General features: G+C 60.9%; 19 protein-coding genes, 3 pseudogenes and 1 riboswitch. Of the genes and pseudogenes, 16 read left to right on the top strand and 6 right to left on the bottom strand.

Annotated elements, in window-relative coordinates; all coding sequences use genetic code 11:
- Window positions 1-157: 157 nt before the first annotated feature.
- From dnaA to gyrB, 3 genes are all read left to right on the top strand, one after another.
- On the top strand, window positions 158-1,567 hold the full coding sequence (gene dnaA, locus PHF15_RS13485; RefSeq protein WP_300121810.1) for a chromosomal replication initiator protein DnaA: 1,410 nt from the start codon (window positions 158-160) through the stop codon (window positions 1,565-1,567).
- Window positions 1,568-1,677: 110 nt separating this feature from the next.
- On the top strand, window positions 1,678-2,784 hold the full coding sequence (gene dnaN / locus PHF15_RS13480) for a DNA polymerase III subunit beta (RefSeq protein ID WP_300121808.1): 1,107 nt from the start codon (window positions 1,678-1,680) through the stop codon (window positions 2,782-2,784).
- Between the two features lie 48 nt (window positions 2,785-2,832).
- Window positions 2,833-5,427 (top strand): DNA topoisomerase (ATP-hydrolyzing) subunit B, encoded by a 2,595-nt coding sequence (gyrB, locus tag PHF15_RS13475; protein ID WP_300121806.1) that lies wholly within the window; start codon window positions 2,833-2,835, stop codon window positions 5,425-5,427.
- Window positions 5,428-5,605: 178 nt separating this feature from the next.
- Here gyrB and PHF15_RS13470 read toward each other — a convergent pair.
- Both PHF15_RS13470 and PHF15_RS13465 read right to left on the bottom strand, forming a co-directional pair.
- Window positions 5,606-6,031: pseudogene (locus PHF15_RS13470) on the bottom strand (IS630 family transposase); the annotation flags it as partial.
- Window positions 6,032-6,193: 162 nt separating this feature from the next.
- Window positions 6,194-6,802: pseudogene (locus PHF15_RS13465) on the bottom strand (transporter substrate-binding protein); the annotation flags it as partial.
- Between PHF15_RS13465 and PHF15_RS13460 the strand changes: the two are divergent.
- Window positions 6,684-6,992, top strand: coding sequence for a hypothetical protein (locus PHF15_RS13460; protein ID WP_300121840.1), 309 nt, complete (start codon window positions 6,684-6,686; stop codon window positions 6,990-6,992). The pseudogene PHF15_RS13465 and the gene PHF15_RS13460 sit on opposite strands and share 119 nt — an antisense overlap.
- A gap of 92 nt (window positions 6,993-7,084) precedes the next feature.
- On the opposite strand, the pseudogene PHF15_RS17025 reads toward PHF15_RS13460, so the two are convergent.
- Window positions 7,085-7,422: pseudogene (locus PHF15_RS17025) on the bottom strand (type I restriction endonuclease); the annotation flags it as partial.
- 254 nt (window positions 7,423-7,676) lie between these two features.
- On the opposite strand from PHF15_RS17025, the gene PHF15_RS13445 reads away from it, so the two are divergent.
- From PHF15_RS13445 to metH, 4 genes are all read left to right on the top strand, one after another.
- On the top strand, window positions 7,677-8,144 hold the full coding sequence (locus tag PHF15_RS13445; protein ID WP_300121801.1) for a CreA family protein: 468 nt from the start codon (window positions 7,677-7,679) through the stop codon (window positions 8,142-8,144).
- Window positions 8,145-8,341: 197 nt separating this feature from the next.
- The gene (gene tkt / locus PHF15_RS13440) at window positions 8,342-10,339 is read left to right on the top strand and encodes a transketolase (protein WP_300121839.1); all 1,998 of its coding nucleotides are present in this window, start codon (window positions 8,342-8,344) and stop codon (window positions 10,337-10,339) included.
- Window positions 10,340-10,377: 38 nt separating this feature from the next.
- A complete protein-coding gene (gap, locus tag PHF15_RS13435; protein WP_300121800.1) occupies window positions 10,378-11,376 on the top strand; it encodes a type I glyceraldehyde-3-phosphate dehydrogenase in 999 nt (332 codons plus the stop codon).
- 130 nt (window positions 11,377-11,506) lie between these two features.
- Window positions 11,507-11,578, top strand: a riboswitch (S-adenosyl-L-homocysteine riboswitch).
- A gap of 26 nt (window positions 11,579-11,604) precedes the next feature.
- Window positions 11,605-14,463, top strand: a complete 2,859-nt coding sequence (gene metH / locus PHF15_RS13430) for a methionine synthase (RefSeq protein ID WP_300121799.1) — start codon at window positions 11,605-11,607, stop codon at window positions 14,461-14,463.
- A 27-nt stretch (window positions 14,464-14,490) separates the two neighbouring features.
- Here metH and PHF15_RS13425 read toward each other — a convergent pair whose 3' ends face one another.
- Window positions 14,491-15,756, bottom strand: coding sequence for an MFS transporter (locus tag PHF15_RS13425; protein WP_300121798.1), 1,266 nt, complete (start codon window positions 15,754-15,756; stop codon window positions 14,491-14,493).
- 17 nt (window positions 15,757-15,773) lie between these two features.
- Window positions 15,774-17,309, bottom strand: coding sequence for a YifB family Mg chelatase-like AAA ATPase (locus PHF15_RS13420; protein WP_300121797.1), 1,536 nt, complete (start codon window positions 17,307-17,309; stop codon window positions 15,774-15,776).
- A gap of 338 nt (window positions 17,310-17,647) precedes the next feature.
- On the opposite strand from PHF15_RS13420, the gene PHF15_RS13415 reads away from it, so the two are divergent.
- Entirely contained in the window at window positions 17,648-17,986 is a 339-nt protein-coding gene (locus PHF15_RS13415; protein ID WP_300121795.1) for a P-II family nitrogen regulator, read from the top strand.
- Window positions 17,987-18,014: 28 nt separating this feature from the next.
- Window positions 18,015-19,553, top strand: a complete 1,539-nt coding sequence (amt, locus tag PHF15_RS13410; protein ID WP_300121792.1) for an ammonium transporter — start codon at window positions 18,015-18,017, stop codon at window positions 19,551-19,553.
- A 113-nt stretch (window positions 19,554-19,666) separates the two neighbouring features.
- Here the strand turns inward: amt and PHF15_RS13405 are convergent, their stop codons facing one another.
- On the bottom strand, window positions 19,667-20,272 hold the full coding sequence (locus tag PHF15_RS13405; protein WP_300121790.1) for a retropepsin-like aspartic protease: 606 nt from the start codon (window positions 20,270-20,272) through the stop codon (window positions 19,667-19,669).
- A 167-nt stretch (window positions 20,273-20,439) separates the two neighbouring features.
- Between PHF15_RS13405 and PHF15_RS13400 the strand changes: the two genes are divergently transcribed.
- From PHF15_RS13400 to glcF, 6 genes are all read left to right on the top strand, one after another.
- Complete coding sequence (locus PHF15_RS13400) at window positions 20,440-21,417, top strand: SMP-30/gluconolactonase/LRE family protein (RefSeq protein ID WP_300121788.1); 978 nt, start codon at window positions 20,440-20,442, stop codon at window positions 21,415-21,417.
- Between the two features lie 112 nt (window positions 21,418-21,529).
- Window positions 21,530-21,841, top strand: coding sequence for a DUF883 family protein (locus tag PHF15_RS13395; RefSeq protein ID WP_300121787.1), 312 nt, complete (start codon window positions 21,530-21,532; stop codon window positions 21,839-21,841).
- Between the two features lie 4 nt (window positions 21,842-21,845).
- Complete coding sequence (locus PHF15_RS13390; RefSeq protein ID WP_300121786.1) at window positions 21,846-22,241, top strand: phage holin family protein; 396 nt, start codon at window positions 21,846-21,848, stop codon at window positions 22,239-22,241.
- Entirely contained in the window at window positions 22,228-22,542 is a 315-nt protein-coding gene (locus tag PHF15_RS13385; protein ID WP_300121785.1) for a YqjK family protein, read from the top strand. Before PHF15_RS13390 ends, PHF15_RS13385 begins: the two co-directional genes overlap by 14 nt.
- Before the next feature lie 107 nt (window positions 22,543-22,649).
- Window positions 22,650-23,780, top strand: coding sequence for a glycolate oxidase subunit GlcE (gene glcE, locus PHF15_RS13380; protein ID WP_300121784.1), 1,131 nt, complete (start codon window positions 22,650-22,652; stop codon window positions 23,778-23,780).
- 68 nt (window positions 23,781-23,848) lie between these two features.
- Window positions 23,849-25,084, top strand: a complete 1,236-nt coding sequence (glcF, locus tag PHF15_RS13375; RefSeq protein WP_300121783.1) for a glycolate oxidase subunit GlcF — start codon at window positions 23,849-23,851, stop codon at window positions 25,082-25,084.
- Window positions 25,085-25,095 lie beyond the last annotated feature (11 nt).

Raw genomic sequence — 25,095 nt, 5'->3', positions numbered from 1 at the left:
CGTTAATTTCACCCGAACAGTTCAGGCGAACCGCAGATTATCGCAAACTTTTGAACGGACGGTAAATCACGGGAAGACCCGTAGTGTGGATAAGCATTTGATAAATTAGAATGCAGAGGGTCAGAAATCAAAATTATCCACAGAAACAAATCGCAAAATGACCGAGGGACTCCACCCCACACCCCCAGCCGTGCAAGACCAGAGTGGCGCAGATTTCTGGCAATCCTGTATCGATCAACTGGCGCAGGAACTCCCCGAGCAACAGTTTCAGACCTGGATCAAGCCGCTTTCGGCCCAGGTCGCCGACGACTTGGGCAAAGTCACTATCTTTGTTGCCAACCGCTTCAAAATGGACTGGATCCGGGCCCAGTACAGCCAGCGTCTGGCCCTGCTGATGGAGCGCATGACCGGTCAGGCCGTGCAGGTCGAGCTGGCTTTGGCGCCGCGCGAAGCCGTGGTCCGCAAGTCTGAGCCCAAAGTGGCGGCATCTGCCGCGCTCGCAGAGACGCTGGCCGAAGCCGATCATTTTCGCCCGGCCGAACCGCTGAAAAGCCGCCTTAACACGGCTTTGACGTTCGACACCCTGGTCGAAGGCAGCGCCAACCGCATGGCGCGCGCGGCGGCCATGCACGTGGCCGGCATGCCGGGTCGCCTGTACAACCCATTGTTCATTTATGGCGGCGTTGGTCTGGGCAAAACCCACCTCATGCACGCGGTGGGCAATCAGCTGATGGCTGACCACCCCAGCGCCAAGGTGCTCTACATCCATGCTGAGCAGTTCGTTACCGACGTGGTCAAGGCCTACCAGCGCAAGGCCTTTGACGAATTCAAGGAGCGCTACCACTCGCTCGACCTGCTGCTAATCGATGACGTGCAGTTTTTTGCCAACAAGGAGCGCACCCAAGAGGAGTTTTTTAACGCCTTCGAGGCCTTGCTGGCCAAAAAGTCGCACATCGTCATGACCAGCGACACCTACCCAAAAGGTCTCACTGATATTCATGAGCGCCTGGTGTCGCGTTTTGACTCCGGCCTGACGGTGGCCATTGAGCCGCCCGAACTCGAAATGCGCGTCGCCATCCTGATCAACAAGGCGCAGGCCGAGGGCATCGTAATGCCTGAAGAGGTGGCCTTTTTTGTCGCCAAAAATGTGCGCTCCAACGTGCGCGAGCTCGAAGGCGCCTTGCGCAAAATCCTGGCCTATTCGCGCTTCAACCAAAAAGAAATCTCGATTTTGCTGGCGCGCGAAGCGCTACGCGACCTGCTTTCCATCCAGAACCGTCAAATCTCGGTGGAAAACATCCAGAAAACGGTGGCCGACTATTACAAAATCAAGATCGCCGACATGTATTCAAAAAAGCGCCCGGCCAGCATTGCCCGGCCGCGGCAGATTGCCATGTACCTGGCCAAGGAGCTAACGCAAAAAAGCCTGCCCGAAATCGGCGAGATGTTTGGCGGGCGCGATCACACCACGGTGCTGCATGCGGTACGAAAGATTGGTGCCGAGCGCCAGCAGGTCACTGAACTCAACCAGCAACTGCACGTGCTGGAACAAACGCTCAAAGGCTGAAGCAAATTCAGGACTGAAGCAAATGAGTGGGAAAATAGCGTTGTTATTTCAAACCGGGTTGGGCCAATACCATGGCCGAGCTCATCAGCCATTGACCTTAAGAGGATGACATGATTGTTTTAAAAGCCACCCAGGACAAGGTTTTGTCGGTTTTGCAGGCGGTCTCGGGCATTGTGGAGCGTCGCCATACCTTGCCCATCCTGGCCAATGTGCTGATTCGCAAAACCGGCGATGCTGTGCAACTCACCACCAGCGACCTCGAAATCCAGATCCGCACGGTGGCCGAGCTGGGCGGCGATACCGGTGATTTCACCACCACGGTGGGCGCGCGCAAGTTGATCGACATCCTGCGCACCATGCCGAACGATCAGCTGGTGTCGCTCGAATCCAGCGCCACCAAATTGATTTTGAAAGGCGGCAAAAGCAAGTTCACGCTACAGACCATGCCCGCCGAAGACTTTCCCCTGGTGCAGGAGTCGGCCAACTTCGGCCCGGCCTTCAGCGTGCCACAAAAAACGCTCAAGGCGCTGCTGAGCCAGGTCTCGTTTGCCATGGCCGTGCATGACATCCGCTACTACCTCAACGGTATTTTGTTCGTTGCCGAAGGCCTGCAATTGAGCCTGGTCGCCACCGACGGGCATCGGCTGGCTTTTGCCAGCGCCACGCTCGACGTCGAAGTGCCCAAGCAAGAGGTCATTTTGCCGCGCAAGACCGTGCTGGAGTTGCAGCGCCTGCTGTCCGATGCCGAAGGCGCCATCGAGATGCAATTTGCCAACAACCAGGCCAAGTTCAGCTTTGACGGCATGGAATTCGTCAGCAAACTGGTCGAGGGCAAGTTCCCCGACTACAACCGCGTCATTCCCCGCAACCACCAAAACAGCATCACACTAGGCCGCGCCGCCCTGCTGGCCACGCTGCAGCGCACCGCCATTCTGACCAGCGAAAAATTCAAGGGCGTGCGCCTGAACATCGACCCCGGCACCCTGCGCGTGGCGGCCAACAACGCCGAGCAGGAAGAAGCGGTGGACGAGCTCGACATCGACTACGGCGGTGACAGCATCGAAATCGGCTTCAACGTGACCTACCTCATTGATGCGCTCAGCAACATGTCGCAAGACATGGTGACGCTGCAACTCTCCGATGGCAACAGCTCGGCGCTGTTCACCATCCCCGAAAACACCAACTTCAAGTATGTGGTGATGCCCATGCGCATTTAAACGGCAGCGCCTGCTGCCCTGCCCCTTTCAAACCCCACTGACTCCGCCATGACCGAAGAAAACACGCCCGCCCAAACCCCTGAGAACAGCGTTCACACGGGCGAAAGCACGGCTGACAGCTCCAACTTTCAGCCCACCATCGACGCCCACCAGGCAGGCGCATCCGAGGCTTACGGCGAAGGCTCGATCCAGATCCTCGAAGGCCTGGAGGCCGTGCGCAAGCGCCCCGGCATGTACATTGGCGACACCTCCGACGGCACCGGCCTGCACCACCTGGTGTTCGAGGTGGTGGACAACTCCATCGACGAATCGCTGGCCGGTCATTGCGACGACATTCTGGTCACCATCCACACCGACAACTCGGTGTCAGTGGTGGACAACGGACGCGGCATCCCGACCGGCGTCAAGATGGATGACAAGCACGAGCCCAAGCGCAGCGCCGCCGAGATCGCCCTGACGGAGCTGCACGCCGGCGGCAAGTTCAACCAGAACAGCTACAAGGTCTCGGGTGGCCTGCACGGCGTTGGCGTGAGTTGCGTCAACGCGCTGAGCAAAATGCTGCGCCTCACGGTGCGCCGCGACGGCAAGGTGCATGTGCTCGAATTCAGCAAGGGCTTTGTGCAGAACCGCCTGATCGAAACCGTGAATGGCGTCGATGTGTCGCCCATGCGGGTCACCGGCGAAACCGAGCGCCGTGGCACCGAAGTGCATTTTTTGCCCGACACCGACATCTTCAAGGAAAACAACGATTTTCACTATGAAATTCTCAGCAAGCGCTTGCGCGAACTGAGCTTTTTGAACAACGGCGTGCGCGTTCGCCTGAAAGACGAGCGCACCGGCAAGGAAGACGACTTTTCCGGCGCTGACGGCGTGCGCGGGTTCGTGAACTTCATCAACAAGGGCAAAACGGTCCTCAACCCCAACATCTTTCACGCCATGGGTGACCGCCAGAGCGACCAAGACTCCAACATCGGCGTCGAAGTGGCGATGCAGTGGAACAGCGGCTACAACGAGCAGGTGTTGTGCTTCACCAACAACATCCCGCAGCGCGACGGTGGCACCCACCTCACCGGTCTGCGCGCGGCCATGACGCGGATCATCAACAAATACATCGACGACAGCGAGATCGCCAAAAAAGCCAAGGTCGAAGTGACCGGCGACGACATGCGCGAAGGCCTGACCTGCGTGCTCAGCGTCAAGGTGCCCGAGCCCAAGTTCAGCAGCCAGACCAAGGACAAACTGGTGTCGAGCGAAGTGCGCGGACCGGTCGAAGACATCGTGTCAAAACTGCTGTGGGATTACCTGCAGGAGCGCCCGGCTGACGCCAAGATCATCGTCGGCAAAATCGTCGAGGCCGCCCGCGCCCGCGAAGCCGCCCGCAAGGCCCGCGACATGACGCGCCGCAAGGGCGTGCTTGATGGCATGGGCTTGCCCGGCAAACTGGCCGACTGCCAGGAAAAAGACCCGGCGCTGTGCGAAATCTACATCGTCGAGGGCGACTCCGCCGGTGGCTCTGCCAAGCAGGGTCGCGACCGCAAGTTCCAGGCCATTCTGCCGCTGCGCGGCAAGATCCTGAACGTGGAAAAGGCGCGGTACGAGAAGCTGCTCACCAGCAATGAAATTTTGACGCTCATCACCGCCCTGGGCACCGGCATCGGCAAGGCCGGCGGCAGCACCGGCAACGACGACTTCGACGTGGCCAAGCTGCGCTACCACCGCATCATCATCATGACCGACGCCGACGTTGACGGCGCCCACATCCGCACCCTGCTGCTCACCTTCTTCTACCGCCAGATGCCCGAGCTGGTGGAGCGCGGCCACATCTACATCGCCCAGCCGCCGCTCTACAAGGTGAAAGCCGGCCGCGAGGAGCTGTACCTGCAGGGCGCCACCGACCTCGACAACTTCCTGCTGCGCATCGCGCTGGTCAATGCCACGGTCTACACCGGCGGCGACAACAGCACGGTGCTGACCGGCGACGCGCTCACCGAGCTGGCGCGCAAGCACCAGCAGGCCCAATCCGTCATTGCCCGGCTGGCGAACTTTCTCGACGTGTCCGCCTTGCGCGCCATTGCCGACGGCGTGGCGCTGAATCTGGACACGGTCGCCGACGCCGAGGCCTCCGCCATCGCCTTGCAAGCGCAATTGCCCGACGCCGAAGTGGCTGGCGAATTCGATGTTCGCAGTGACAAACCCATTTTGCGCATCAGCCGCCGCCTGCACGGCAACATCAAGAGCAGTGTGCTGACGCAGGACTTTGTCCATGGCGCCGACTATGCGGCCCTGAACGAAGTCGCCAAAACCTTCAAGGGCTTGCTCAGCGAGGGGGCCAGGGTCACGCGCGGCGAAGGCGAGCGCCAAAAGGAACAAAAGGTCAGCGACTTCCGCGAGGCCATGGCCTGGCTCATCGCCCAGGCCGAAGGCTCAACCAGCCGCCAGCGTTACAAAGGGCTGGGTGAAATGAACCCCGAACAGCTCTGGGAGACCACCATGGACCCGACGGTGCGCACTTTGCTGCGGGTGCAGATCGACGACGCCATCGAAGCCGACAAGGTGTTCACCATGTTGATGGGCGACGAGGTGGAACCGCGCCGCGAGTTCATCGAAATGAATGCGCTGCAGGCGGGGAATATCGATACCTGATGCCTTGTGTAGATAGGGTCATAAGGTGAGAAATTTGAGCTCATAAATTGAGAAAGCTATTGAAGAGATTCCGCGATAGCTTTGTTTAATTTATATTTGTTCTTGTTGGCGATACCAAAGTTTTCCTGCTTTGTGGTGTGATAGGTTATGCCGACTATTGATCCGGCCCGATGAAGTCTCAATCCGCGTATTGCACATGCCGATCCTGGAAATAACCGATAACCCGCTGCGGGTTTTGCTCCAGCATCGTCATATGCTCGTTGGCCGCATGGCGTAACTTGGCCTTGGTACGAACCGGCACGCGCTTGCTCATCTCCTGTTTCAGGTCTGCGTTAAGCCTTTCCTCGGGATTGAGCTGCGGGCTGTAGCTGGGCAGGTAAAAGAGTTCAATTTGTTCCTTACGTTCAGCCACCCAGGCCTTGACGACCTTGCTGTGATGCACCCGCAGGTTGTCCAGGATCAGGAACAACTTCTTGCCTGCGTCCTTGATCAGGGCTTGCAGAAATTCGATGAATTTGTCGGCGTCAAAGGCTTCCTCAATGATCATTCAGCGGGTCTTGCCCTGGTTGGTGACGGTGGCGATCATGGAGAGCTTCTGGCGGGTATCTTCCTGCGCTGGGCTCAATACCCGTCCATCGCCTCTGGGGCGTCCACGACGTGATGGCCGTATGGCTGTCCAGCCACCTGTCTCGAACAGATCGATCGTGGCGCGCACTGCCGGGTAGCTCAAGCCCGTCAGTTCAACGATACCCTCCGTGGGCTCGTCCAGAATTAAGAGCGCCGGATTAGTCAATAGCGCGCGGGCAATGGCCAGTTGTTGCTGTTGTCCGCCTGAAAGGTTTCCCGCCACACGGGAACTCATTGTTTTGAGCACTGGGAATAGCTGATTGACGTCCGAATATGTAAATACTTTTTGAGCGGATGCCAGACGTCGCTCCCCAGTGAGGGCTCCAATGCGCAAGTTTTCGTCCGCGGTAAGATCCGGAAACACCTCCCTGCCTTGGGGGACATAGCCCACCATTGGGTCAATCACCATATCGGGGCGATGTTTCAGCTTCTTGGCTTCCACATATTGGCGCCACTCGGTCTTCAACTGTTTGTTCAGTGGCGTGTCAACGTTCTGGAAGTAGCACCAGCAACTCAGATGACCGACCAGCGGGGTGGTGTCAAGGCCTTCCAGGTCGCTGTCAACAACGTCAAGACCCAGGATCGGGATGTCAGTGGCTTTCACGCCCTGATTGATGGCCTCCTTGAACATGGCTGGCACCGAATCACCCACCACGGTCATCACCACGATGGCCTGGCCACCAGGTTGTGCTGCAAAGGCCTTGATTTCACGAATGATCGTCTGGAAATTCGAGTGCCCGAAAGGCACGTATTGCTCGCGCAGGGCCGAATCAGGAATGTCTGCCTGTCACTCTGCTTGTGCATTGTTTGAGCCGAACTTGAAAAGTTTTGAAGCACTTTTTCACACCAAACTTTTGCCGGAAACCAAACGGCAAGTCTTTGGGTTCAGAAGTCCAACTTTCGGCAAGACTTTGCCTGCAAAACCGGCAAAACTTTGAATCCGGATAAATCTAAGCCGTTGATTTCAAATGGTGGGACCGGCAAGACTTTGCTCACCCCTACACTAACTAATTTTCAGTTGCAGTGATGTGCCGGTGCGGTCATGCAACACAAAACTGTTGCCGTTACTGGAGAAAACGAAGGGAATGTCGAGCGTGGTGGCGTAGTCCAGCGCCTGCTGCATGCCGTCGCCCACGCACTTGAAGTTGTGCTTGGCCTCGATCAAGGCAATGGAAAGTGCCCGATATACAGCACATAGTCAGCCCGCTTGGCTTTGCCGCGCGTGACCAGCTTGCCCCGCACGATGATGCGACCCGACGTAAAAGCCACCTGACGGCGAATGGCGGCTTCGGCCCAACCGGCCCGGTACAGCGCCGGTGTGATGAATTTTGCGCTGGTGTCATCTTCGCTGAGGTTCTGTTTGTTCATGCCGAAAGCTTTTGTGTGGCAGACCGGCGGCTCTGCAGAATGGGAACGTGGACCCAATGCGTTGGCACTTTTTCAATTTTGCGGTTGACGAATGCCATTGGCATGAGCTGTCTCCCTTCAAGCCGTTCTAGGCGGGATGGGCTCAGAGATGCTGACTATCAAAAGCCGTTGACAATCAGCGCTCAACACCCGACCGGGCGCGTTTTCGCTTGCGCTTTGGCCGGGTGATCTTGACCACGCTGAAAGTGCATTCGATGAAAAAATTGTTGTTGGCCATTGCTGTTCTATTGGCATCGTCAGGCGCCATTGCCGAAACTGTGGGCGAAGTCAGCACCACATTCAAACTGTTGAGTCCCAACGACAAAGTGGTGGTGGAGGTGTTCGACGACCCCGAGGTGGTCGGGGTGGCCTGCTATTTGTCGCACGCCAAAACAGGCGGTTACGCAGGGGCGCTGGGCTTGGCCGAAGACACGTCTGACGCGGCGGTGGCTTGCCGCCAGATCGGCCCGATCGCCTTCAAGGGCAAGATCGCCCTGCAGGACGAAGTGTTCAATGCCCGCACCTCCTTCCTGTTCAAGCATGTGCGCGTGGTGCGTATGGTGGACAGCAAGCGCAACACGCTGGTCTATCTGGTGTACTCCGACAAGCTGATCGATGGCAGCCCGAAGAACAGCGTGACGGCCGTGCCGGTCCCGGCAGCGCAGCCGATACCGCTGAAATGAGCCACGACAAGCTGCAAGTTTTTTCATCGACCCTGATTTTTATCAACAGGGTGGTTGATTGTTTTTTTAACCGGAACAATTGAATTCGTAAAATTCAGTCATCCACTTCGTTCAATCTGATAAGGCATCCCTCCATGGCTGAAACCACCCAAACCCCTCCGGCAACCCAAAGCGCCGCTGCCGTGACTCCTGCTGACATGGCCAACGCCATCCGCGCGCTGAGCATGGACGCGGTGCAGGCCGCCAACTCGGGCCACCCCGGCGCGCCCATGGGCATGGCCGACATGGCCGTGGCGCTGTGGGGCAGCCACCTCAAGCACAACCCGGCCAACCCCAAGTGGCTCGACCGCGACCGCTTTGTGCTTTCCAACGGTCACGGCTCCATGCTGCTGTATTCGGTGCTGCACCTGACCGGCTACAAGCTGCCCATGGCTGAGCTGAAAAAGTTTCGCCAATTGCACAGCAAGACGCCGGGCCACCCCGAAGTGGACGTGACCCCTGGTGTGGAAACCACCACCGGCCCGCTGGGCCAGGGCATCACCAACGCGGTCGGCATGGCGCTGGCCGAGAAGCTGTTGGCCCAGGAATTCAACCGTGACGGCCTGGACGTGGTCAACCACCACACTTACGCTTTCATGGGCGACGGCTGCCTGATGGAAGGCATCAGCCACGAGGCCTGCGCGCTGGCCGGGGCCTGGAGGCTCAACAAGCTGATCGCCCTCTACGACGACAACGGCATCTCGATCGACGGCCAGGTCAGCCCATGGTTCATCGACAACACCGCGCTGCGTTTTGTGGCTTACGGCTGGAACGTGCTCGGCCCCATCGACGGGCAAAATGCCGCGCTGGTCGCCGAGACCATTGCCGAGGCCAAAAAATCTGCCGACAAGCCGACGCTGATCATCTGCAAGACCGCCATTGGTGCGGGCTCGCCGAATCGCGCCGGCACCGCCAAAGCCCACGGCGAGCCGCTGGGCGCGGAAGAAATCAAACTCACGCGTACCGCCATCGGCTGGACGTCTGCGCCGTTTGTGGTTCCCAAAGCCATCTACGCCGCCTGGGATGCCAAAGCCGCAGGCAGCGTCGCAGAAAAATCCTGGAACGACAAATTCGCCGCCTACAAGAAAGCCCACCCGGCGCTTGCCAAAGAACTGGTGCGCCGCATGAAGGGCGAGCTGCCCAAGAACTTTGCCCAGGTGGCGGTGGACACTGCGGTGGCCGCGCACACCAAGGCCGAGACCGTGGCCAGCCGCAAGGCCAGCCAGCTCGCGCTCGAAGCGTTCACTGCCGCGCTGCCCGAAATGCTCGGTGGCTCGGCCGACCTGACCGGTTCCAACCTGACCAACACCAAGAGCACGCCCAGCCTGCGCTTTGATTCCCTGAGCGGCATCGGCAACGGTGGCCGACACATCAGCTACGGCGTGCGCGAATTCGGCATGGCCGCCATCATGAACGGTGTGGCGCTGCATGGTGGCTTCATCCCCTATGGCGGCACCTTCCTCACGTTCAGCGACTACAGCCGCAATGCCATCCGCATGGCCGCGCTGATGAAGCTGCGCGTGGTGCATGTGTTCACGCACGACAGCATCGGTCTGGGCGAAGACGGCCCCACGCACCAGTCGATCGAACATGCGGCCAGCCTGCGCCTGATCCCGAATCTGGACGTCTGGCGCCCCGGTGACACGGCTGAGACGGCCGTGGCCTGGGCCGTGGCGCTGCAAAACAAAGCCAAGCCCACGGCCCTGCTGCTGAGCCGCCAGAACATTATCTACGCCCCCAAGTCCAGCCTGGGCGATATCAGCAAAGGTGCTTACGTGCTGGCCGAACCGACCGAGGTGGGCCTGAAGAAAAAAGCGCAGGCCGTCATCATCGCCACCGGCTCCGAGGTGCCTTTGGCACTCAAAGCACAAGAACTGCTGGCGACCCGCAAAATTGCCGTGCGCGTGGTTTCCATGCCCAGCACCACCACGTTCGACCAGCAGGATGCTGCCTACAAGACGGCAGTGCTACCCAAGGGCGTGCCGCGCATTGCGGTCGAAATGGGCGTCAGTGGCGGCTGGTGGCAATACGGCTGTGCGGCGGTGGTCGGCATCGACAGCTTCGGCGAGTCCGCGCCGGCGCCAGTGCTGTTCAAGCACTTTGGCTTCACACCGGAAAACGTCGCGGACACGGTGGAAAAAGTGCTGCGAAAATAACGAGGTAAGTTTTTTTGTTTCAACCCGAGGAAAGAATCATGACAATCAAGATTGGTATCAACGGCTTCGGCCGCATCGGCCGCAACGTGTTGCGCTCTGCCCTACAGAATTTCAGCGACATTGAAGTTGTTGCCATCAACGACCTGCTGGAGCCTGACTACCTGGCCTACATGCTGCAATTCGACAGCGTCCATGGCCGCTTCAAGGGCGAGGTCTCGGTCGAAGGCAACACGCTGGTGGTCAACGGCAAAAAGATCCGCCTGACGCAAGAGCGCGACCCGGCCAACCTGAAGTGGAACGAGGTCGGCGCCGATGTGGTGATCGAATCCACTGGCATCTTCCTCGACAAGGCCGGTGCCCAGAAGCACCTCGACGCTGGCGCCAAAAAAGTCATCCTGTCCGCGCCTTCCAAGGACGACACCCCGATGTTTGTGTTTGGCGTGAACGACAAAACCTATGCCGGCCAGGCCGTCATTTCCAATGCATCCTGCACCACCAATTGCCTGGCGCCGCTGGCCAAGGTGATCAACGACAAGTTCGGCATCAAACGCGGCTTGATGACCACGGTGCACGCGGCTACCGCCACGCAAAAAACCGTGGATGGCCCGAGCAACAAGGACTGGCGCGGCGGCCGCGGCATTCTGGAAAACATCATCCCCAGCAGCACTGGTGCTGCCAAGGCGGTTGGCGTGGTGATCCCCGAGCTGAACAAAAAGCTCACAGGCATGTCGTTTCGCGTGCCGACCAGCGACGTGTCGGTGGTTGACCTGACTTGCGAACTCAACACCAGCGCCACCATGGCCGAAATCTGCGCCGAGATCAAGGCGCAATCCGAAGGCGCCATGAAAGGCGTGCTGGGTTACACCGACCAAAAAGTGGTGGCCACCGACTTCCGTGGCGAGACCCGCACCAGTGTGTTCGACGCCGACGCCAGCATTGCGCTGGACGGCACTTTCGTCAAGCTGGTGAGCTGGTATGACAACGAGTGGGGCTACTCCAACAAGTGCCTGGAAATGGTGCGCGTGGTCACCAAGTAAGCCTTCCATACCCCAAGCAAAAAAGCGCCTGCATGGGCGCTTTTTAACTTCGTATGACCGTGGTCAGCCAACTCGTGTTGGCTCTGCGCAAGCCGATAACGAGCAGCACGAACAGCCCTTAAAATCACGGACTTCCAAGGAGCGTTGCAGCGGACCACACGGCCCGTCAGGCTTGGAGTCATCCCAACGACGCTCACCTGCCACAATTGAAATCCACAGGTGAGTTGCATGTCTGAAACCCTTGTTCCCCCCATGAAGTTGTCCGGCCTGGAGCCGTTGACGATTGGCGTTGCGCCGCTTGCCGACGCGTCTGCCCCAAGCCCTCAAACGGCTCAGACGGCGACTTTTGTCAACATCGGCGAGCGCACCAATGTGACCGGCTCGAAGGCTTTCGCACGCATGATCCTCAACGGCGACTTTGACCAGGGCTTAAGCGTGGCGCGCCAGCAGGTCGAAAACGGCGCCCAGATCATCGACATCAACATGGACGAGGCCATGCTCGACAGCCAGGCCGCCATGGTGCGCTTCTTGAACCTGATTGCCTCCGAGCCCGACATCTCGCGTGTGCCGGTGATGATTGATTCGAGCAAGTGGAGCGTGATCGAGGCCGGCTTGCGCTGCGTGCAGGGCAAGGCGGTGGTCAACTCGATCAGCATGAAGGAAGGCGTGGACGCGTTCAAGCGGCAGGCCAAATTGCTGCGCCGCTACGGTGCCGCTGCCGTGGTGATGGCGTTCGACGAGCAGGGCCAGGCCGACACCTACGGGCGCAAGATCGGGATCTGCGAACGCGCCTACCGCATCCTGGTCGACGAAGTCGACTTCCCGCCGGAAGACATCATCTTCGACCCCAACATCTTCGCCATTGCCACCGGCATCGAAGAGCACAACAACTACGCGGTGGATTTCATCAACGCCACGCGCTGGATCAAACAGCACCTGCCGGGCGCCAAGGTCAGCGGCGGTGTGTCCAATGTCTCGTTCAGCTTCCGCGGCAACGACCCGGTGCGCGAAGCGATCCACACCGTCTTTTTGTACCACGCCATCAAGGCCGGCATGGACATGGGCATCGTCAACGCCGGCATGGTCGGCGTCTATGACGACCTGGAGCCCGAGCTGCGCGAGCGTGTCGAAGACGTAGTGCTGAACCGCCGCCCGGATGCCGGTGAACGGCTGGTCGAGATTGCCGAAACCGCCAAAAGCGGCGCGAAAGATGAGTCGAAAAAGCTCGAATGGCGCGGCACACCCGAGCAGCCCGTGAGCGTGGAGCAGCGCCTGAGCCACGCCATGGTGCACGGCATCACCGATTTCATCGTGACCGACACCGAGGAGGCTTACCAAGCCATCATCGCCCGGGGCGGGCGCCCGCTGCATGTGATCGAAGGGCCGCTGATGGCCGGCATGAGCATCGTCGGCGACCTGTTCGGCCAAGGCAAGATGTTTTTGCCGCAGGTGGTGAAAAGCGCGCGCGTCATGAAGCAGGCAGTGGCGCATCTGATCCCATACATCGAAGAAGAAAAACTGCGCGACGAAGCGGCCGGCCGCGACGTGCAGACCAAGGGCAAGATCATCATCGCCACGGTCAAGGGCGACGTGCATGACATCGGCAAGAACATCGTCACCGTGGTGCTGCAGTGCAACAACTTCGACGTGGTCAACATGGGCGTGATGGTGCCGTGTCACGAGATTCTGGCGCGCGCCAAGGCCGAGCGCGCCGACATCATCGGCCTGTCGGGCCTGATCACGCCCAGCCTGGAAGAAATGGCCTATGTGGCCGGCGAGATGCAAAAGGACGACTACTTCCGCATCAAAAAAATCCCGCTGCTGATCGGCGGCGCCACCACCAGCCGGGTGCACACTGCGGTCAAGATTTCGCCGCATTACGACGGCCCGGTGGTCTATGTGCCCGACGCTTCGCGCAGCGTGGGCGTGGCGCAAAATCTGCTCGGCGACGGCGTCGGCGCGTTTGTGCTGGAACTCGACGCCGACTACGAGCGCGTGCGCCAGCAACACGCCAACAAGAAGGTCACACCGCTGTGGCCGCTGGCCAAGGCCCGCGCCAACAAGACACCCATTGACTGGACCAGTTACCGGCCGACCACGCCGAAGTTCATCGGCAAGCGTGTCTTCAGGAACTTCGACCTGAGCGAGATTGCACAGTACATCGACTGGGGCCCGTTCTTCCAGACCTGGGACCTGGCCGGGCCGTTTCCCGCCATTCTGGAAGACGAGGTGGTCGGCGTCGAGGCCAAAAAAATCTTTGCCGATGGCCAGACCATGCTGAAAAAGATCATCGAAGGCCGCTGGCTCAGCGCCAATGCCATCGTCGGGCTTTACCCCGCCAACAGTGTGAACGACGATGACATCGAGCTTTACACCGACGAGAGTCGCAGCACCGTGGCCATGACCTGGTACGGCCTGCGCCAGCAAGCCGCCAAGGAAGAAATCGACGGCGTCATGCGACCCAGCCGCTGCCTGGCAGATTTTGTCGCGCCACGAACCGTCGTTGCGAGTGAAGCGCGGCGATCCCTGCCGTCCGCAGTCATGGATCGCCACGGCCTGTGGCCTCGCGATGACGTGGGCATCAAAGATTACGTCGGCGTCTTTGCCGTCACCGCAGGCCTTGGCATCGACAAGAAGGAAGCGCAGTTTTTGGCCGCCCATGACGACTACAGCGCCATCCTGCTCAAATCACTGGCGGATCGGCTGGCCGAGGCCTTTGCCGAGTGCCTGCACAAAAAAGTGCGCACCGACCTGTGGGGTTATGCGCCCAATGAACCGTTGGGAGCGGCCGACTTGATTGCCGAAAAGTACCGGGGCATCCGCCCGGCGCCGGGCTACCCGGCCTGCCCCGACCACAGCGTCAAGAAAGACATGTTCGCGCTGCTGCAATGTGCCGACATCGGCATGACGCTGACCGATAGCCTGGCCATGAATCCGGCGGCGAGCGTCAGTGGCTTCTACCTTGGTCACCCCGACAGTGTGTACTTCAACGTGGGAAAGATTGGCGACGACCAGCTCAAGGACCTGGCCGCACGACGCGGCATGAACGAGCGTGAACTGCAGCGCCTGCTGGCGCCTAATTTGTAATCCCTGCCCGTGCAACGCCGGGCTGGATCAACCCGGGCCGCCGGCTCCTGACGACTTCAGGCCGGTCTGGCGCAGACTCCGGCGCTGCGCCAGCATCAGTGCGCCCACGCCCAGCACGCTCAGGCCCAGCAGCAGCCACAAGCCGTGGCTGTAGCCCGCCTGCGGCGACCACACCACGCCCAGCATCAGCGGTGCCGCAGCGCGTGCCAGCGCCAGCGGCACACCCAGGGCACCGTTGAGCGTGGCCACGTGGTCACGGCTCACATACTGCGCAATCGCCGTGCCCTTGACAATCGTGAGCATGCCATTGCCCAGGCCGTAGAGCAGCACAAACAGGCCAACCACCGCCACCTGCCATGAACCCGTCAAGGGTGCCAGCAGCAGCACCCCCACCGCCAGCGGGATCAGCAGCGGCACCAGCAGGTTCACCCGGTGCAGATCGGCATGGTGCTCAAAAAAATACAGCAGCAAACGCCCCACCACCTGCACCGCGCCAATGGCGGCCGGCAGCGCAATCACCCAGAGCTCGGGCAAGCCGTTTTCACGCAGCAGACTCACCATGTGGGCCGGAATGGCGACGGTGACCGACATCATCAGCACGGTGAAAACACCGATCAGCACGAAAGGCGCGCTGCGCAGCAAAGGTCGCAGGCCCGCATCGCGGCTGGCCTCCCTGCCTGCGACCCGCCGCTGACGCTGCGGCGCACCCTGCAAGGTGAACCAGTGCAGCGGCGCACACAGCAGCAGGTGCAGCAGTGCCAGCACGACCAGGGCAGCGCGCCAGCCCAAGGCGTTCATCAGAGCGGCCGTGAGCGGAATAAACACCGTGCTGGCCAGGCCGCCCAAAAAAGTCAGCGTGATGATGGCGCGGCGAAAGTCGTGCGGAAAGCGTCGCGTCACCAGGGCAAAAGCCGGCGCATACAGCACCGCCGCCATGGCCGTGCCCAAGCCCGCCCAGACAACATACAGACCGGTCTGGCTGGTGACCACGCTGTGCAGCAGCAGGCACGTCCCGGCCAGCACCGAGCCAGCCGTCATCACCGCCCGCTCGTGACCGCGGTCGATCCAGCGCCCCACCGGATAGGCCAACAAGCCTTCGGCCAGCAGACCCAGGCTGAACGCGAGCGACACTTGCGCGCGGCTCAGTCCCAGGTCGCGTTCCAGCGGATCGATGAGCAAGGAAAACAGATAAAAAACGCTGCCCCAGCTGATAAGTTGCGCCAGTGACAGGCGCAACACAAAGGCGGCATCAAAACGATTGGACGGCATGGATTGCTTCACCTCATTCGCCATGACGATGCTCTTTGGTGCTAGCTGGTGCGCAACGCCCGCCGGTACTGCATGGCTTCGGCCACATGGCTGACCTGGGTACTGCGGGCGCCTGCCAGGTCGGCAATGGTGCGCGCCACTTTGAGCGCGCGGTGGGTGCTGCGCGCCGACCAGCCCAGGCGGGTGGCGGCCACATTCAAAAACTTGGCCGCCGCCTCGTCCAGCAACAAGTGCGTGTCGAGTTCCCGCCCTTGCAGCGCCTGGTTGGCCACGCCTTGCCTTGCCACAGCGCGCTTGCGTGCCGCAGTGCAGCGCGCGCGGATGTCGGCGCTGGATTCGCCCGCGGGCGCCTGCAGCAGGTCGGCACTGGCGACAGCGGGCACTTCCACATGCAGGTCGATGCGGTCCACCAGCGGCCCACTGAGCTTGGCCTGGTAGCGCGCCACCTGATCGGGTGTGCAGCGGCAGCTCTTTTGCGATGACCCCAAATAACCGCACGGGCAGGGATTCATGGCCGCAATCAGCTGAAACTGGGCCGGGAAGTCGGCGCGTCGCGCCGCCCGCGAGATGGTGATGCGCCCGGTCTCCAGCGGCTCGCGCAAGGCTTCCAGCGCGGCGCGCGAAAACTCGGGAAACTCGTCGAGGAACAGCACACCATGGTGCGCCAGCGAGATCTCGCCCGGGCGCGGTGGCGAGCCACCGCCCACCAGCGCCACCGCACTTGCCGTGTGATGCGGGTGGCAGGTGGGGCGTTGCGCCCATTGCGCCAGCACAAAGCGTCCGCCCAGGCTGGCAATGGCCGCGCTTTCCAGCGCCTCGTCGGTGGTCATGGGCGGCAACAGACCGGCAAAGCGCTGCGCCAGCATCGACTTGCCGGCCCCCGGCGGCCCCATCAGCAACAGGCTGTGGCCACCGGCGGCGGCGATCTCGAGCGCCCGTTTGGCAGCCGGTTGGCCTTTCACATCGGCCATGTCGGGGTAGTGCGCTTGTTGCATTTGCGTCAACGCGCTGATGCGGCTCCAGCCGCTGGCGGGCTCAATGGCAGGCGCGTCGGCCGCTTGCGGCAGGAAATGTTGCACCACATCGAGCAGGTGCTGCGCCCGATAGACCTGCGCGTCGGGCACCAGCGCGGCTTCTTCGGCACTGCCGGGGGGCAACACCAGCTGGGTCACGACATGGCTGGCGTGCAGTGCCAGGCTCATCGCCAGGGCACCGCGCACCGCGCGCAATTCGCCCGAGAGCGACAATTCACCGGCAAATTCATAACCGGCCAGGCGGGCGGCATCGATCTGGCCGCTGGCCGCCAGGATGCCCAGGGCGATCGGCAGGTCGAAGCGGCCGGAGTCCTTGGGCAGGTCGGCCGGCGCCAGATTGACAGTGATTTTTTTGTTGCTGGGAAATTCCAGGCCCGAGTTTTGCAGCGCCGAGCGCACCCGTTCGCGCGCTTCCTTGACCTCCACATCGGCCAGCCCAACCAGCGTGAAACTGGGCAAGCCGTTGGCCAGATGGACCTCGACCGTGACGGACGCGGCCTCCAGCCCCAGCAGGGCCCGGCTTTGCACCAAAGACAAACTCATCGAGATACTCCGCTTTAAAAAGTGCGTTTGCCGCCAACAGACAAACAAATATGCACTCTTATGGTGCGTGCTGTTTTATTTCATGAACATCTTAGCGCACCAGCCTTGTTCACATCAAAGAACATCGTCATTGCAAGCGCAGTGAAGCAATCCATGCCTCCAAGCTGCATGGATTACCACGCCGCTGCGCGACTCGCAATAACAACCGTCTTGCATCATTTGGAGCGGAAATATCTGGCACGAACCCTGCTTAACCAGCCTGTCCATTTAACCGTTGGAGAGCTTATGAAACTTCAATCATCCGGCATCAATGACGTTTACCTATCCAAGGAGTCTGCATGAAACTTGTTACCGCCATCATCAAACCCTTCAAGCTCGATGAGGTGCGCGAAGCGCTCTCCGGCATCGGCGTGCAGGGAATCACCGTGACCGAAGTCAAGGGCTTCGGTCGTCAAAAAGGCCACACCGAGCTCTACCGTGGCGCCGAATATGTGGTTGACTTTTTGCCCAAAGTCAAAGTGGAAGCCGCCGTGGCCGACGAGCTGGTTGAGAGTGTGATCGAAACCATCGAAGGCGCTGCCCGCACCGGCAAGATCGGCGACGGCAAGATTTTTGTCAGCCCCATCGAGCAGGTCATCCGCATTCGTACCGGTGAAACCGGCGTGGAAGCGCTCTAACCAACAAACCAGACATGAGATCACCAACATGAAAAAACTACTTGCCTCCCTCACCCTGGGTTTGAGTCTGTTGCTTGGCGGCACCGCCATCGCCCAAACCCCCGCGGCGCCAGCCGCGTCTGATGCTGCCCCCGTGGCGGCCATGGCCGAGGCCAAACCGGCTGAAGCCCCCGCTGCCGCACCGGCGGCTGCGCCCGCCGCACCAGCCGCTGCCGAGGCGGCACCGGCACCTGTCCCGAACAAGGGCGATACTGCGTGGATGATGGTCTCCACCCTGTTGGTGATTTTGATGACCGTGCCCGGCCTGGCGCTGTTCTATGGCGGCCTGGTGCGCAGCAAGAACATGCTGTCGGTGCTGATGCAGGTGATGGTCACCTTCTCAATGATCGTGGTGCTGTGGTTCATCTACGGCTACAGCCTGGCGTTCACCGAGGGCAACGCGTTCTTTGGCGGCTTCGACCGGCTGTTCATGGCCGGTGTCTGGGACAACGTTGCCGGCACCTTTGCCAACGGCGCCACCTTCAGCAAGGGCGTGGTCATCCCCGAAATCGTGTTCGCCGCCTTCCAGGCCACGTTTGCCGGCATCACCGGCGCGCTGATCGTGGGCGCCTTTGCCGAACGCATGAAGTTCTCTGCGGTGCTGATGTTCATGGCGCTGTGGTTCACCTTCAGCTACGCCCCGATTGCCCACATGGTGTGGTTCTGGATGGGCCCGGATGCCTACGGCGCCAAAGACGTGGTCGATGCCATGAACGCCAAGGCCGGTTACCTCTGGCAATCGGGTGCGCTCGATTTTGCCGGCGGTACCGTGGTGCACATCAACGCCGCCGTGGCGGGCCTGATCGGCGCCTACATGGTGGGCAAGCGCATCGGCTACGGCAAGGAATCCATGGCGCCTCACAGCCTGACATTGACGATGGTCGGTGCATCGCTGCTGTGGGTAGGCTGGTTTGGTTTCAATGCTGGCTCGGCGCTGGAAGCCAACGGTTTTGCGGCTCTGGCCTTCATCAACACCTTTGGCGCGACTGCGGCTGCGGTGTTGGCCTGGTGTGTCGGTGAAACACTGATGCGTGGCAAGGCGTCCATGCTGGGTGCTGCCTCCGGTTGCGTGGCGGGCTTGGTCGCCATCACCCCGGCCGCTGGCAACGTGGGCATCGGCGGTGCGCTGATCATTGGTTTCCTGTCTGGCTTTGCCGGCTTGTGGGGCGTGAATGGCCTGAAAAAACTGCTGGGTGCTGACGACTCGCTCGACGTGTTCGGCGTGCACGGTGTCTGCGGCATTCTGGGTGCCATCCTGACCGGCGTGTTCAACAGCCCGGCGCTGGGTGGCCCTGGCTACGTGGCTGACTGGGTCACAGCGTCGATGGTGACATCGGCCGACTACTCCATTGCTTCGCAAGTCTGGATTCAAACCAAAGCCGTGCTCACCACCATCATCTGGTCGGGCGTGGTGTCGTTCATTGCCTTCAAGATTGTTGACCTGACGATTGGTCTGCGTGTCTCCGAAGAGCATGAGCGCGAAGGTCTGGATGTCACGTCGCACGGCGAAACGGCTTACAGCCGGTAATCAGAGAGGGGGCCGCAGGCATCAAGGGCCTGCAGCCAGAAAATCAGTATTTCCTTGAGGTTTGAAACCCACCCAGCTTCGGCTGTGGTGGGTTTTTTTGATTTCCCGCTCAGCTACCGCGACCGCAGCACCATCTGATTTTTGACCATTGTGATGTCGAATTTCGACAGGAACGACTGGCCCAATAGAGCCTCGTTTTCATCACCAAGATTCAGGCCCACGCCCACTTTGACGTTGCTGACGCTCACCGGTCCGATAGACACACCCAGGCCCTCAACAACGCGCCCGGGGCGATCGCCATTGGCCGTATGGAACATGGTGGGCACGCCGCCGCGAATGAATGCTTTCTGGGCGAATTTTTCACTCACGCTCACCAGGGATGCGCCGGTATCGACCATGAATCTGGCCTCTCTTCCGTTAATGGCGCCTGTGGTGTAAAAATGGCCATCCTGCGACCGATTGATCACCAGATCACCATTTGCCAACACCCTGGCTTGTTTGGGCTTGAGGTAGTGCGTCATCAACATGTACAGAAGCCCCATGACAACACACCAAAAGATCATCATCGGGATGAGGCCGGTCTTTGTCGGCGACAAGGCTTTCACAGCCAGATGCTTGCGCGAAAACGCGGAAAATCTGCCGCGCGTTTCTTCAATCTGGCGCTGCTTTTCCCGCTCACGCTGAGCTTCGTGATACCAATCCCTGTCTTGAATTCCCATGATTAATTCTGCGATCCATATTTGTTGATTAAATTTGCGACGCTTGCTATCTTGCCACTTGCTTCATCTGCCAACTGCTCGTCAATGCGCTGTCCTCGCTGAAAATTCGCTCCAGCGCGGCACACATAGTATTTCAATTCACAATAGTCGCCCATGAGATCCGACCCATGACCCACATCCCAAGCACCAGGCCAGAAGCCTGGCAACCCGTCACCGATCACCTAACTGCTCTGGGTGAATCGCCGTTCTGGCACCCACATGAACAGATGCTTTACTGGGTGGACATTGCGGGCAAACAGATTCTGCGCGCAAACATCTACATGGGCACGGTGGAAACCTGGGATACGCCCAGCGAACCCGGTTGCATCGCGCCAGCCGCCAGCGGCGGCCTGGTGATGGCGCTACGCAACGGCATTTTTCGTGCGCCAACGTGGGGGGGGCCGTTGCAGCATCTGGCCACGCTGGACTATGACCCCGCGCACACGCGTGCCAACGATGGCAAGTGCGACTCGCTGGGGCGTTTCTGGGTAGGCACCATCGACGAAACGCGCAGCAAAAAGAACGCGGCACTTTATTGCATTGACGCCCTCGACATGGCGCAAACCGGAGCGCCGCAAGTGCGCTGCATGGTCAGCCCGGCCGACCTGCCTGCCACCACCGCCAATGGCCTGGCCTGGAGCCCCGACCAGCGCACCTTGTACTGGGCCGACACGCCCAGCCACACCGTGTGGGCCTGGAACCATGAGTTGGCCACCAACACAATGAGCGGGCGACGTGCTTTTGCCAGCTTCTTGGGAAAACCAGACGGCTGGCAACCCGACCCGGCCGACGTGAACAACGGCGGCTACCGGGGTCGCCCGGACGGCGCGGCTGTCGATGTGCAGGGCAACTACTGGGTGGCCATGTTCGAGGGCCGCCGGGTGTGCCAGTTCGCACCCGATGGCAGTCTGCTGGCCGAATTTGCCGTGCCACTGCAATGCCCCACCATGCCCTGTTTTGGCGGCGAAGACCTCAAAACCCTGTACATCACCAGCGCCCGGCACCACCGCAGCGATGCAGAACTGGCGGCTTTTCCGCACTCGGGCCAGGTGCTGTCGATGCGGGTCGAGGTGGCTGGCTTGCCGGTCAACTTTTTTGCGGACTGACTGCCATGATATTTCTCAAGTCCGGCGCATCTAATTGAGCTGAATGGCGTGCATTCAGCCCCGGCCAGGACTAAACTGAAACTTCCAGTTTTAACCTCTCAGGAGATTTATCATGACAGACGCCCTTCAACACACCAAAGACAAACTCATGGACGATCTGCATCAAAGCATTGCCGATGCTGAAGAAATGCTGAAACTCACCGCCAACCAAGCCGGTGAAAGCACCGCCCAACTGCGTGAACGAGTTCGTGATCGCATGAGCAAGGCCAAGGTCGAGTTGGTCCACCTGCAACAGGCTACGGTAGAAAAGGCCAAGGCCGCAGGCCATGCCACTGACGTGTTTGTCCATGAAAACCCATGGAAATCCATCGGTATCGCGGCAGGCATGGGCTTGGTGGTCGGGCTGCTGATCAGCCGCCGCTAACCCAATGGCAGGCGCCAACTCCGGTCTGTTTGGCCAGTTGCAGCAATCCTTGGGTACAGTCATCGAGCTGCTGAGGCTTCGACTGGCCTTGCTGGGCACCGAACTTGGGCTGGAAAAGCAGCGCCTGGCCGTCGGGCTGTTTTGGGGGGCTTGCGCGCTCCTGAGCCTGACCGTGGCTGCCGTGTTGTTCTGCGGCTTTGTCATTTTGTTGCTGTGGGATGGTTACCGGCTGGCTGCCGTGGGCGTGCTGGCTTTGCTCTTTTTGGCTGGCGGATGGCTTATGCTCAAAGCCGCACAGCGCCAGTTGAGCGCTGGGTCCAACCTGTTCAGCGTGAGCTTGGCCGAACTTGAACGCGACCGCGACAGCTTCACGGCCGCGACACCCCATGAACCTCAATGAGTTGCAACTGCGCCAGCAGAGCCTGCTGATTCGCAGCACCGAGTTGCGCCTGCAACTCCGCGCAGACTTGCAACGCCTGCAAGGCCCTGCGGCCGTGGCTGACCAGGTCAAGTCGGCTCTGCTGTGGCTGTATCAAAACCCGATTTGGCCCGCCGCCGTGCTGGTGCTGCTGATGGTACTCAAACCGGGACGCGCGCTGGTCTGGACCGGCAAGCTCTGGTGGCTGTGGAAATCGGCCGGTCTGGCGCGCCGCTGGCGCGACACCCTGCTGGCCTATCTGGCGCAGCGCGGAAGGCCCTAGGCAGCGCGTCTGCACAATTTTTCGAACAAAAAGCGTTCGAAAAATTCAATCCATCACTGTCGGCTTGTGCTCTAACATCGGGGTCACCGTTTCACCTGTGAATGCCCATGGACATCGCCCTGCACCGCCTTATTGATCACATCCAGACCGCTGCGGCGCAACGCACGCCGTTGCGCATTCGCGGCGGTGGCAGCAAAGACTTTTATGGCGAAACGCTGCAAGGCGAGCTGCTCGACACCACCCCCTACCGTGGCATCGTCAGCTACGAGCCCAGCGAACTGGTGGTCACGATGCGCGCCGGCACGCCCTTGGCCGAACTCGAAGCCGCCTTGACTGAGAAAGGCCAATGCCTGGCGTTTGAGCCACCCCGCTTTGGCCCTGCCAACGGCACCTGCGGCGGCATGGTGGCCGCCGGCTTGAGCGGCCCGGCGCGTGCCAGCGTCGGCGGCGTGCGCGACTACGTGCTGGGCGTGCAACTCGTCAACGGCCTCGGTGAGCACCTCACTTTTGGCGGCCAGGTCATGAAAAACGTGGCCGGTTATGACGTGTCGCGCCTCATGGTGGGTGCCCTGGGCACGCTCGGGCTACTCACCGAGATTTCGCTCAAGGTGCTGCCGGTCGCGCCAGCCGAGGCTACGCTGGTGTTCGAACTCGACCAGGCCAGCGCGCTGGCGCAACTGCAGCGCTGGGGTGCGCAACCGCTGCCGCTCAACGCCAGCTGCTGGGTGCACGATGACACCGCCGCCAACGCCCCCGAACTGCTGTTTCTGCGATTGCGTGGCGCCGTGGCCGCCGTCGAGTCAGCCTGCACCAAATTGCTCAAGGACGTGCCAGGACATCGCATGGACATCGCCCAAGCCGGACCCGACTGGACCGCTTGCCGCGACCTGAAACTGCCCTTCTTCACTGCGCCCGCCAATGCCCCCGAGCCGCTTGCCCTATGGCGTTTGAGCGTGCCGCAAACCGCCCCGGCGCTCGACCTGCCCTGGCCCCAGTTGGTGGAGTGGCATGGTGGCCAGCGCTGGCTGCGCGCGCCTGTGTCGGCCATGGAACAACTGCGCCAGGCCGCCACAGCGGCAGGCGGTTCGGCCAGCGTTTTCATGGCCTGCGGCAGCACGGGGGTCAATAACCGCTTCAGCCCGTTACAACCCACCCTGGAGCAAATCCACCGCCGCCTCAAAGCCGAATTCGACCCGGCGGGCATCCTGAATCCGGGTCGCATGTACCCACTCCTGTAACTTGCGGGAAAGACCGCAGCTACTGCGAAGCAGAGCCAGCTCTGTCCCCAACACTTTAGAGTCAGACTATGCAAACCCAACTCAGCGCCCAATACCAGGGCACGCCCGACGGCCAAGCGGCTGAAGCCATTCTGCGCAAATGCGTGCACTGCGGTTTTTGCACCGCCACCTGCCCCACCTACCAGCTGCTCGGTGACGAGCTTGACGGTCCGCGCGGTCGCATTTACCTGATGAAACAGGTGCTCGAAGGCACCGTGCCCACGCGCAAGACGCAGCAGCACCTGGACCGCTGCCTGACCTGCCGCAACTGCGAAACCACCTGCCCCAGTGGCGTGCAATACGGCCATTTGCTCGACATCGGCCGCAAGCTGGTCGATGAGCAGGTGCCGCGCCCGGCGGGCGAGCGCGCGCTACGCTGGGCGCTCAAGGAAGGCCTGCCGTCACCGCTGTTCGCCCCGGCCATGGCGCTGGGCCAACTGGTGCGGCCGCTGCTGCCGCACGCGCTGCAAAACAAGGTGCCGACCAGGCAGAACGCCGGCCCTACGCCCACGCGTGCGCTCAAGCGCAAGGTGCTGGTGCTCGAAGGTTGCGTGCAACCCGCCATGAGCCCGAACATCAACAGCGCCACGGCGCGGGTGTTCGATGCCGCCGGCATCCAGTGCGTGGTGGCGGCCAAGGCGGGTTGCTGCGGCGCCGTCAAGTTCCACCTCAACGACCAGGACGGCGGCATGGCCGAGATGCGCGCCAACATCGACGCCTGGTGGCCGCACATCGAGACCGGTGTGGAGGGCATCGTCATCAACGCCTCGGGCTGCGGTGTCACGGTGAAGGAATACGGCCACATCCTGCGCGACGACCCGCATTACGCCACCAGGGCCAAGCGCGTGAGCGAACTTACCAAAGATGTCAGCGAATGGCTACCGGAACTGGCAGACAAGCTCAAGAGCCGGGTACAGGGCAGCGCCAGCCGCATTGCCTTTCACCCGCCCTGCTCGTTGCAGCACGGCATGCAGTTGCGCGGCGGCGTGGAAAAGTACATGGGTGAGCTCGGCTTCAACGTCAAGACCACCGGCTGCGAAGCGCACCTGTGCTGCGGCTCGGCGGGCACCTACAGTGTGCTCAACCCCAGCATTTCCTACCAATTACGCGACCGCAAACTGGCCAACCTGGCCACCACTTTTGGCGCCGACCAGCCGGCGCAGATCGTTTCGGCCAACATCGGCTGCATCACCCACCTGCAAAGCGGCACCGACACGCCGGTGCGGCACTGGATCGAAGTGCTGGACGAGGCGCTGCAAAAATAGCTGGCAAGCGG

Origin of the sequence: Rhodoferax sp. (assembly GCF_028689295.1) — a bacterium.
Taxonomy (GTDB): domain Bacteria; phylum Pseudomonadota; class Gammaproteobacteria; order Burkholderiales; family Burkholderiaceae_C; genus Rhodoferax.
Note: the sequence above shows the minus strand (reverse complement) of the source record. Positions and strands in the feature narration are given on the sequence as shown.

Coding starts and splice junctions, on each gene's coding strand:
- PHF15_RS13405 (WP_300121790.1), bottom strand. CDS start 20,272: ATGGGAATTCAAGACAGGGATTGGTATCACGAAGCTCAGCGTGAGCGG.
- dnaN (WP_300121808.1), top strand. CDS start 1,678: ATGATTGTTTTAAAAGCCACCCAGGACAAGGTTTTGTCGGTTTTGCAG.
- metH (WP_300121799.1), top strand. CDS start 11,605: ATGTCTGAAACCCTTGTTCCCCCCATGAAGTTGTCCGGCCTGGAGCCG.
- PHF15_RS13445 (WP_300121801.1), top strand. CDS start 7,677: ATGAAAAAATTGTTGTTGGCCATTGCTGTTCTATTGGCATCGTCAGGC.
- dnaA (WP_300121810.1), top strand. CDS start 158: ATGACCGAGGGACTCCACCCCACACCCCCAGCCGTGCAAGACCAGAGT.
- PHF15_RS13415 (WP_300121795.1), top strand. CDS start 17,648: ATGAAACTTGTTACCGCCATCATCAAACCCTTCAAGCTCGATGAGGTG.
- gyrB (WP_300121806.1), top strand. CDS start 2,833: ATGACCGAAGAAAACACGCCCGCCCAAACCCCTGAGAACAGCGTTCAC.
- PHF15_RS13390 (WP_300121786.1), top strand. CDS start 21,846: ATGGCAGGCGCCAACTCCGGTCTGTTTGGCCAGTTGCAGCAATCCTTG.
- glcE (WP_300121784.1), top strand. CDS start 22,650: ATGGACATCGCCCTGCACCGCCTTATTGATCACATCCAGACCGCTGCG.
- PHF15_RS13420 (WP_300121797.1), bottom strand. CDS start 17,309: ATGAGTTTGTCTTTGGTGCAAAGCCGGGCCCTGCTGGGGCTGGAGGCC.
- amt (WP_300121792.1), top strand. CDS start 18,015: ATGAAAAAACTACTTGCCTCCCTCACCCTGGGTTTGAGTCTGTTGCTT.
- PHF15_RS13400 (WP_300121788.1), top strand. CDS start 20,440: ATGACCCACATCCCAAGCACCAGGCCAGAAGCCTGGCAACCCGTCACC.
- gap (WP_300121800.1), top strand. CDS start 10,378: ATGACAATCAAGATTGGTATCAACGGCTTCGGCCGCATCGGCCGCAAC.
- PHF15_RS13425 (WP_300121798.1), bottom strand. CDS start 15,756: ATGGCGAATGAGGTGAAGCAATCCATGCCGTCCAATCGTTTTGATGCC.
- PHF15_RS13460 (WP_300121840.1), top strand. CDS start 6,684: ATGGCTGGCACCGAATCACCCACCACGGTCATCACCACGATGGCCTGG.
- PHF15_RS13395 (WP_300121787.1), top strand. CDS start 21,530: ATGACAGACGCCCTTCAACACACCAAAGACAAACTCATGGACGATCTG.
- PHF15_RS13385 (WP_300121785.1), top strand. CDS start 22,228: ATGAACCTCAATGAGTTGCAACTGCGCCAGCAGAGCCTGCTGATTCGC.
- glcF (WP_300121783.1), top strand. CDS start 23,849: ATGCAAACCCAACTCAGCGCCCAATACCAGGGCACGCCCGACGGCCAA.
- tkt (WP_300121839.1), top strand. CDS start 8,342: ATGGCCAACGCCATCCGCGCGCTGAGCATGGACGCGGTGCAGGCCGCC.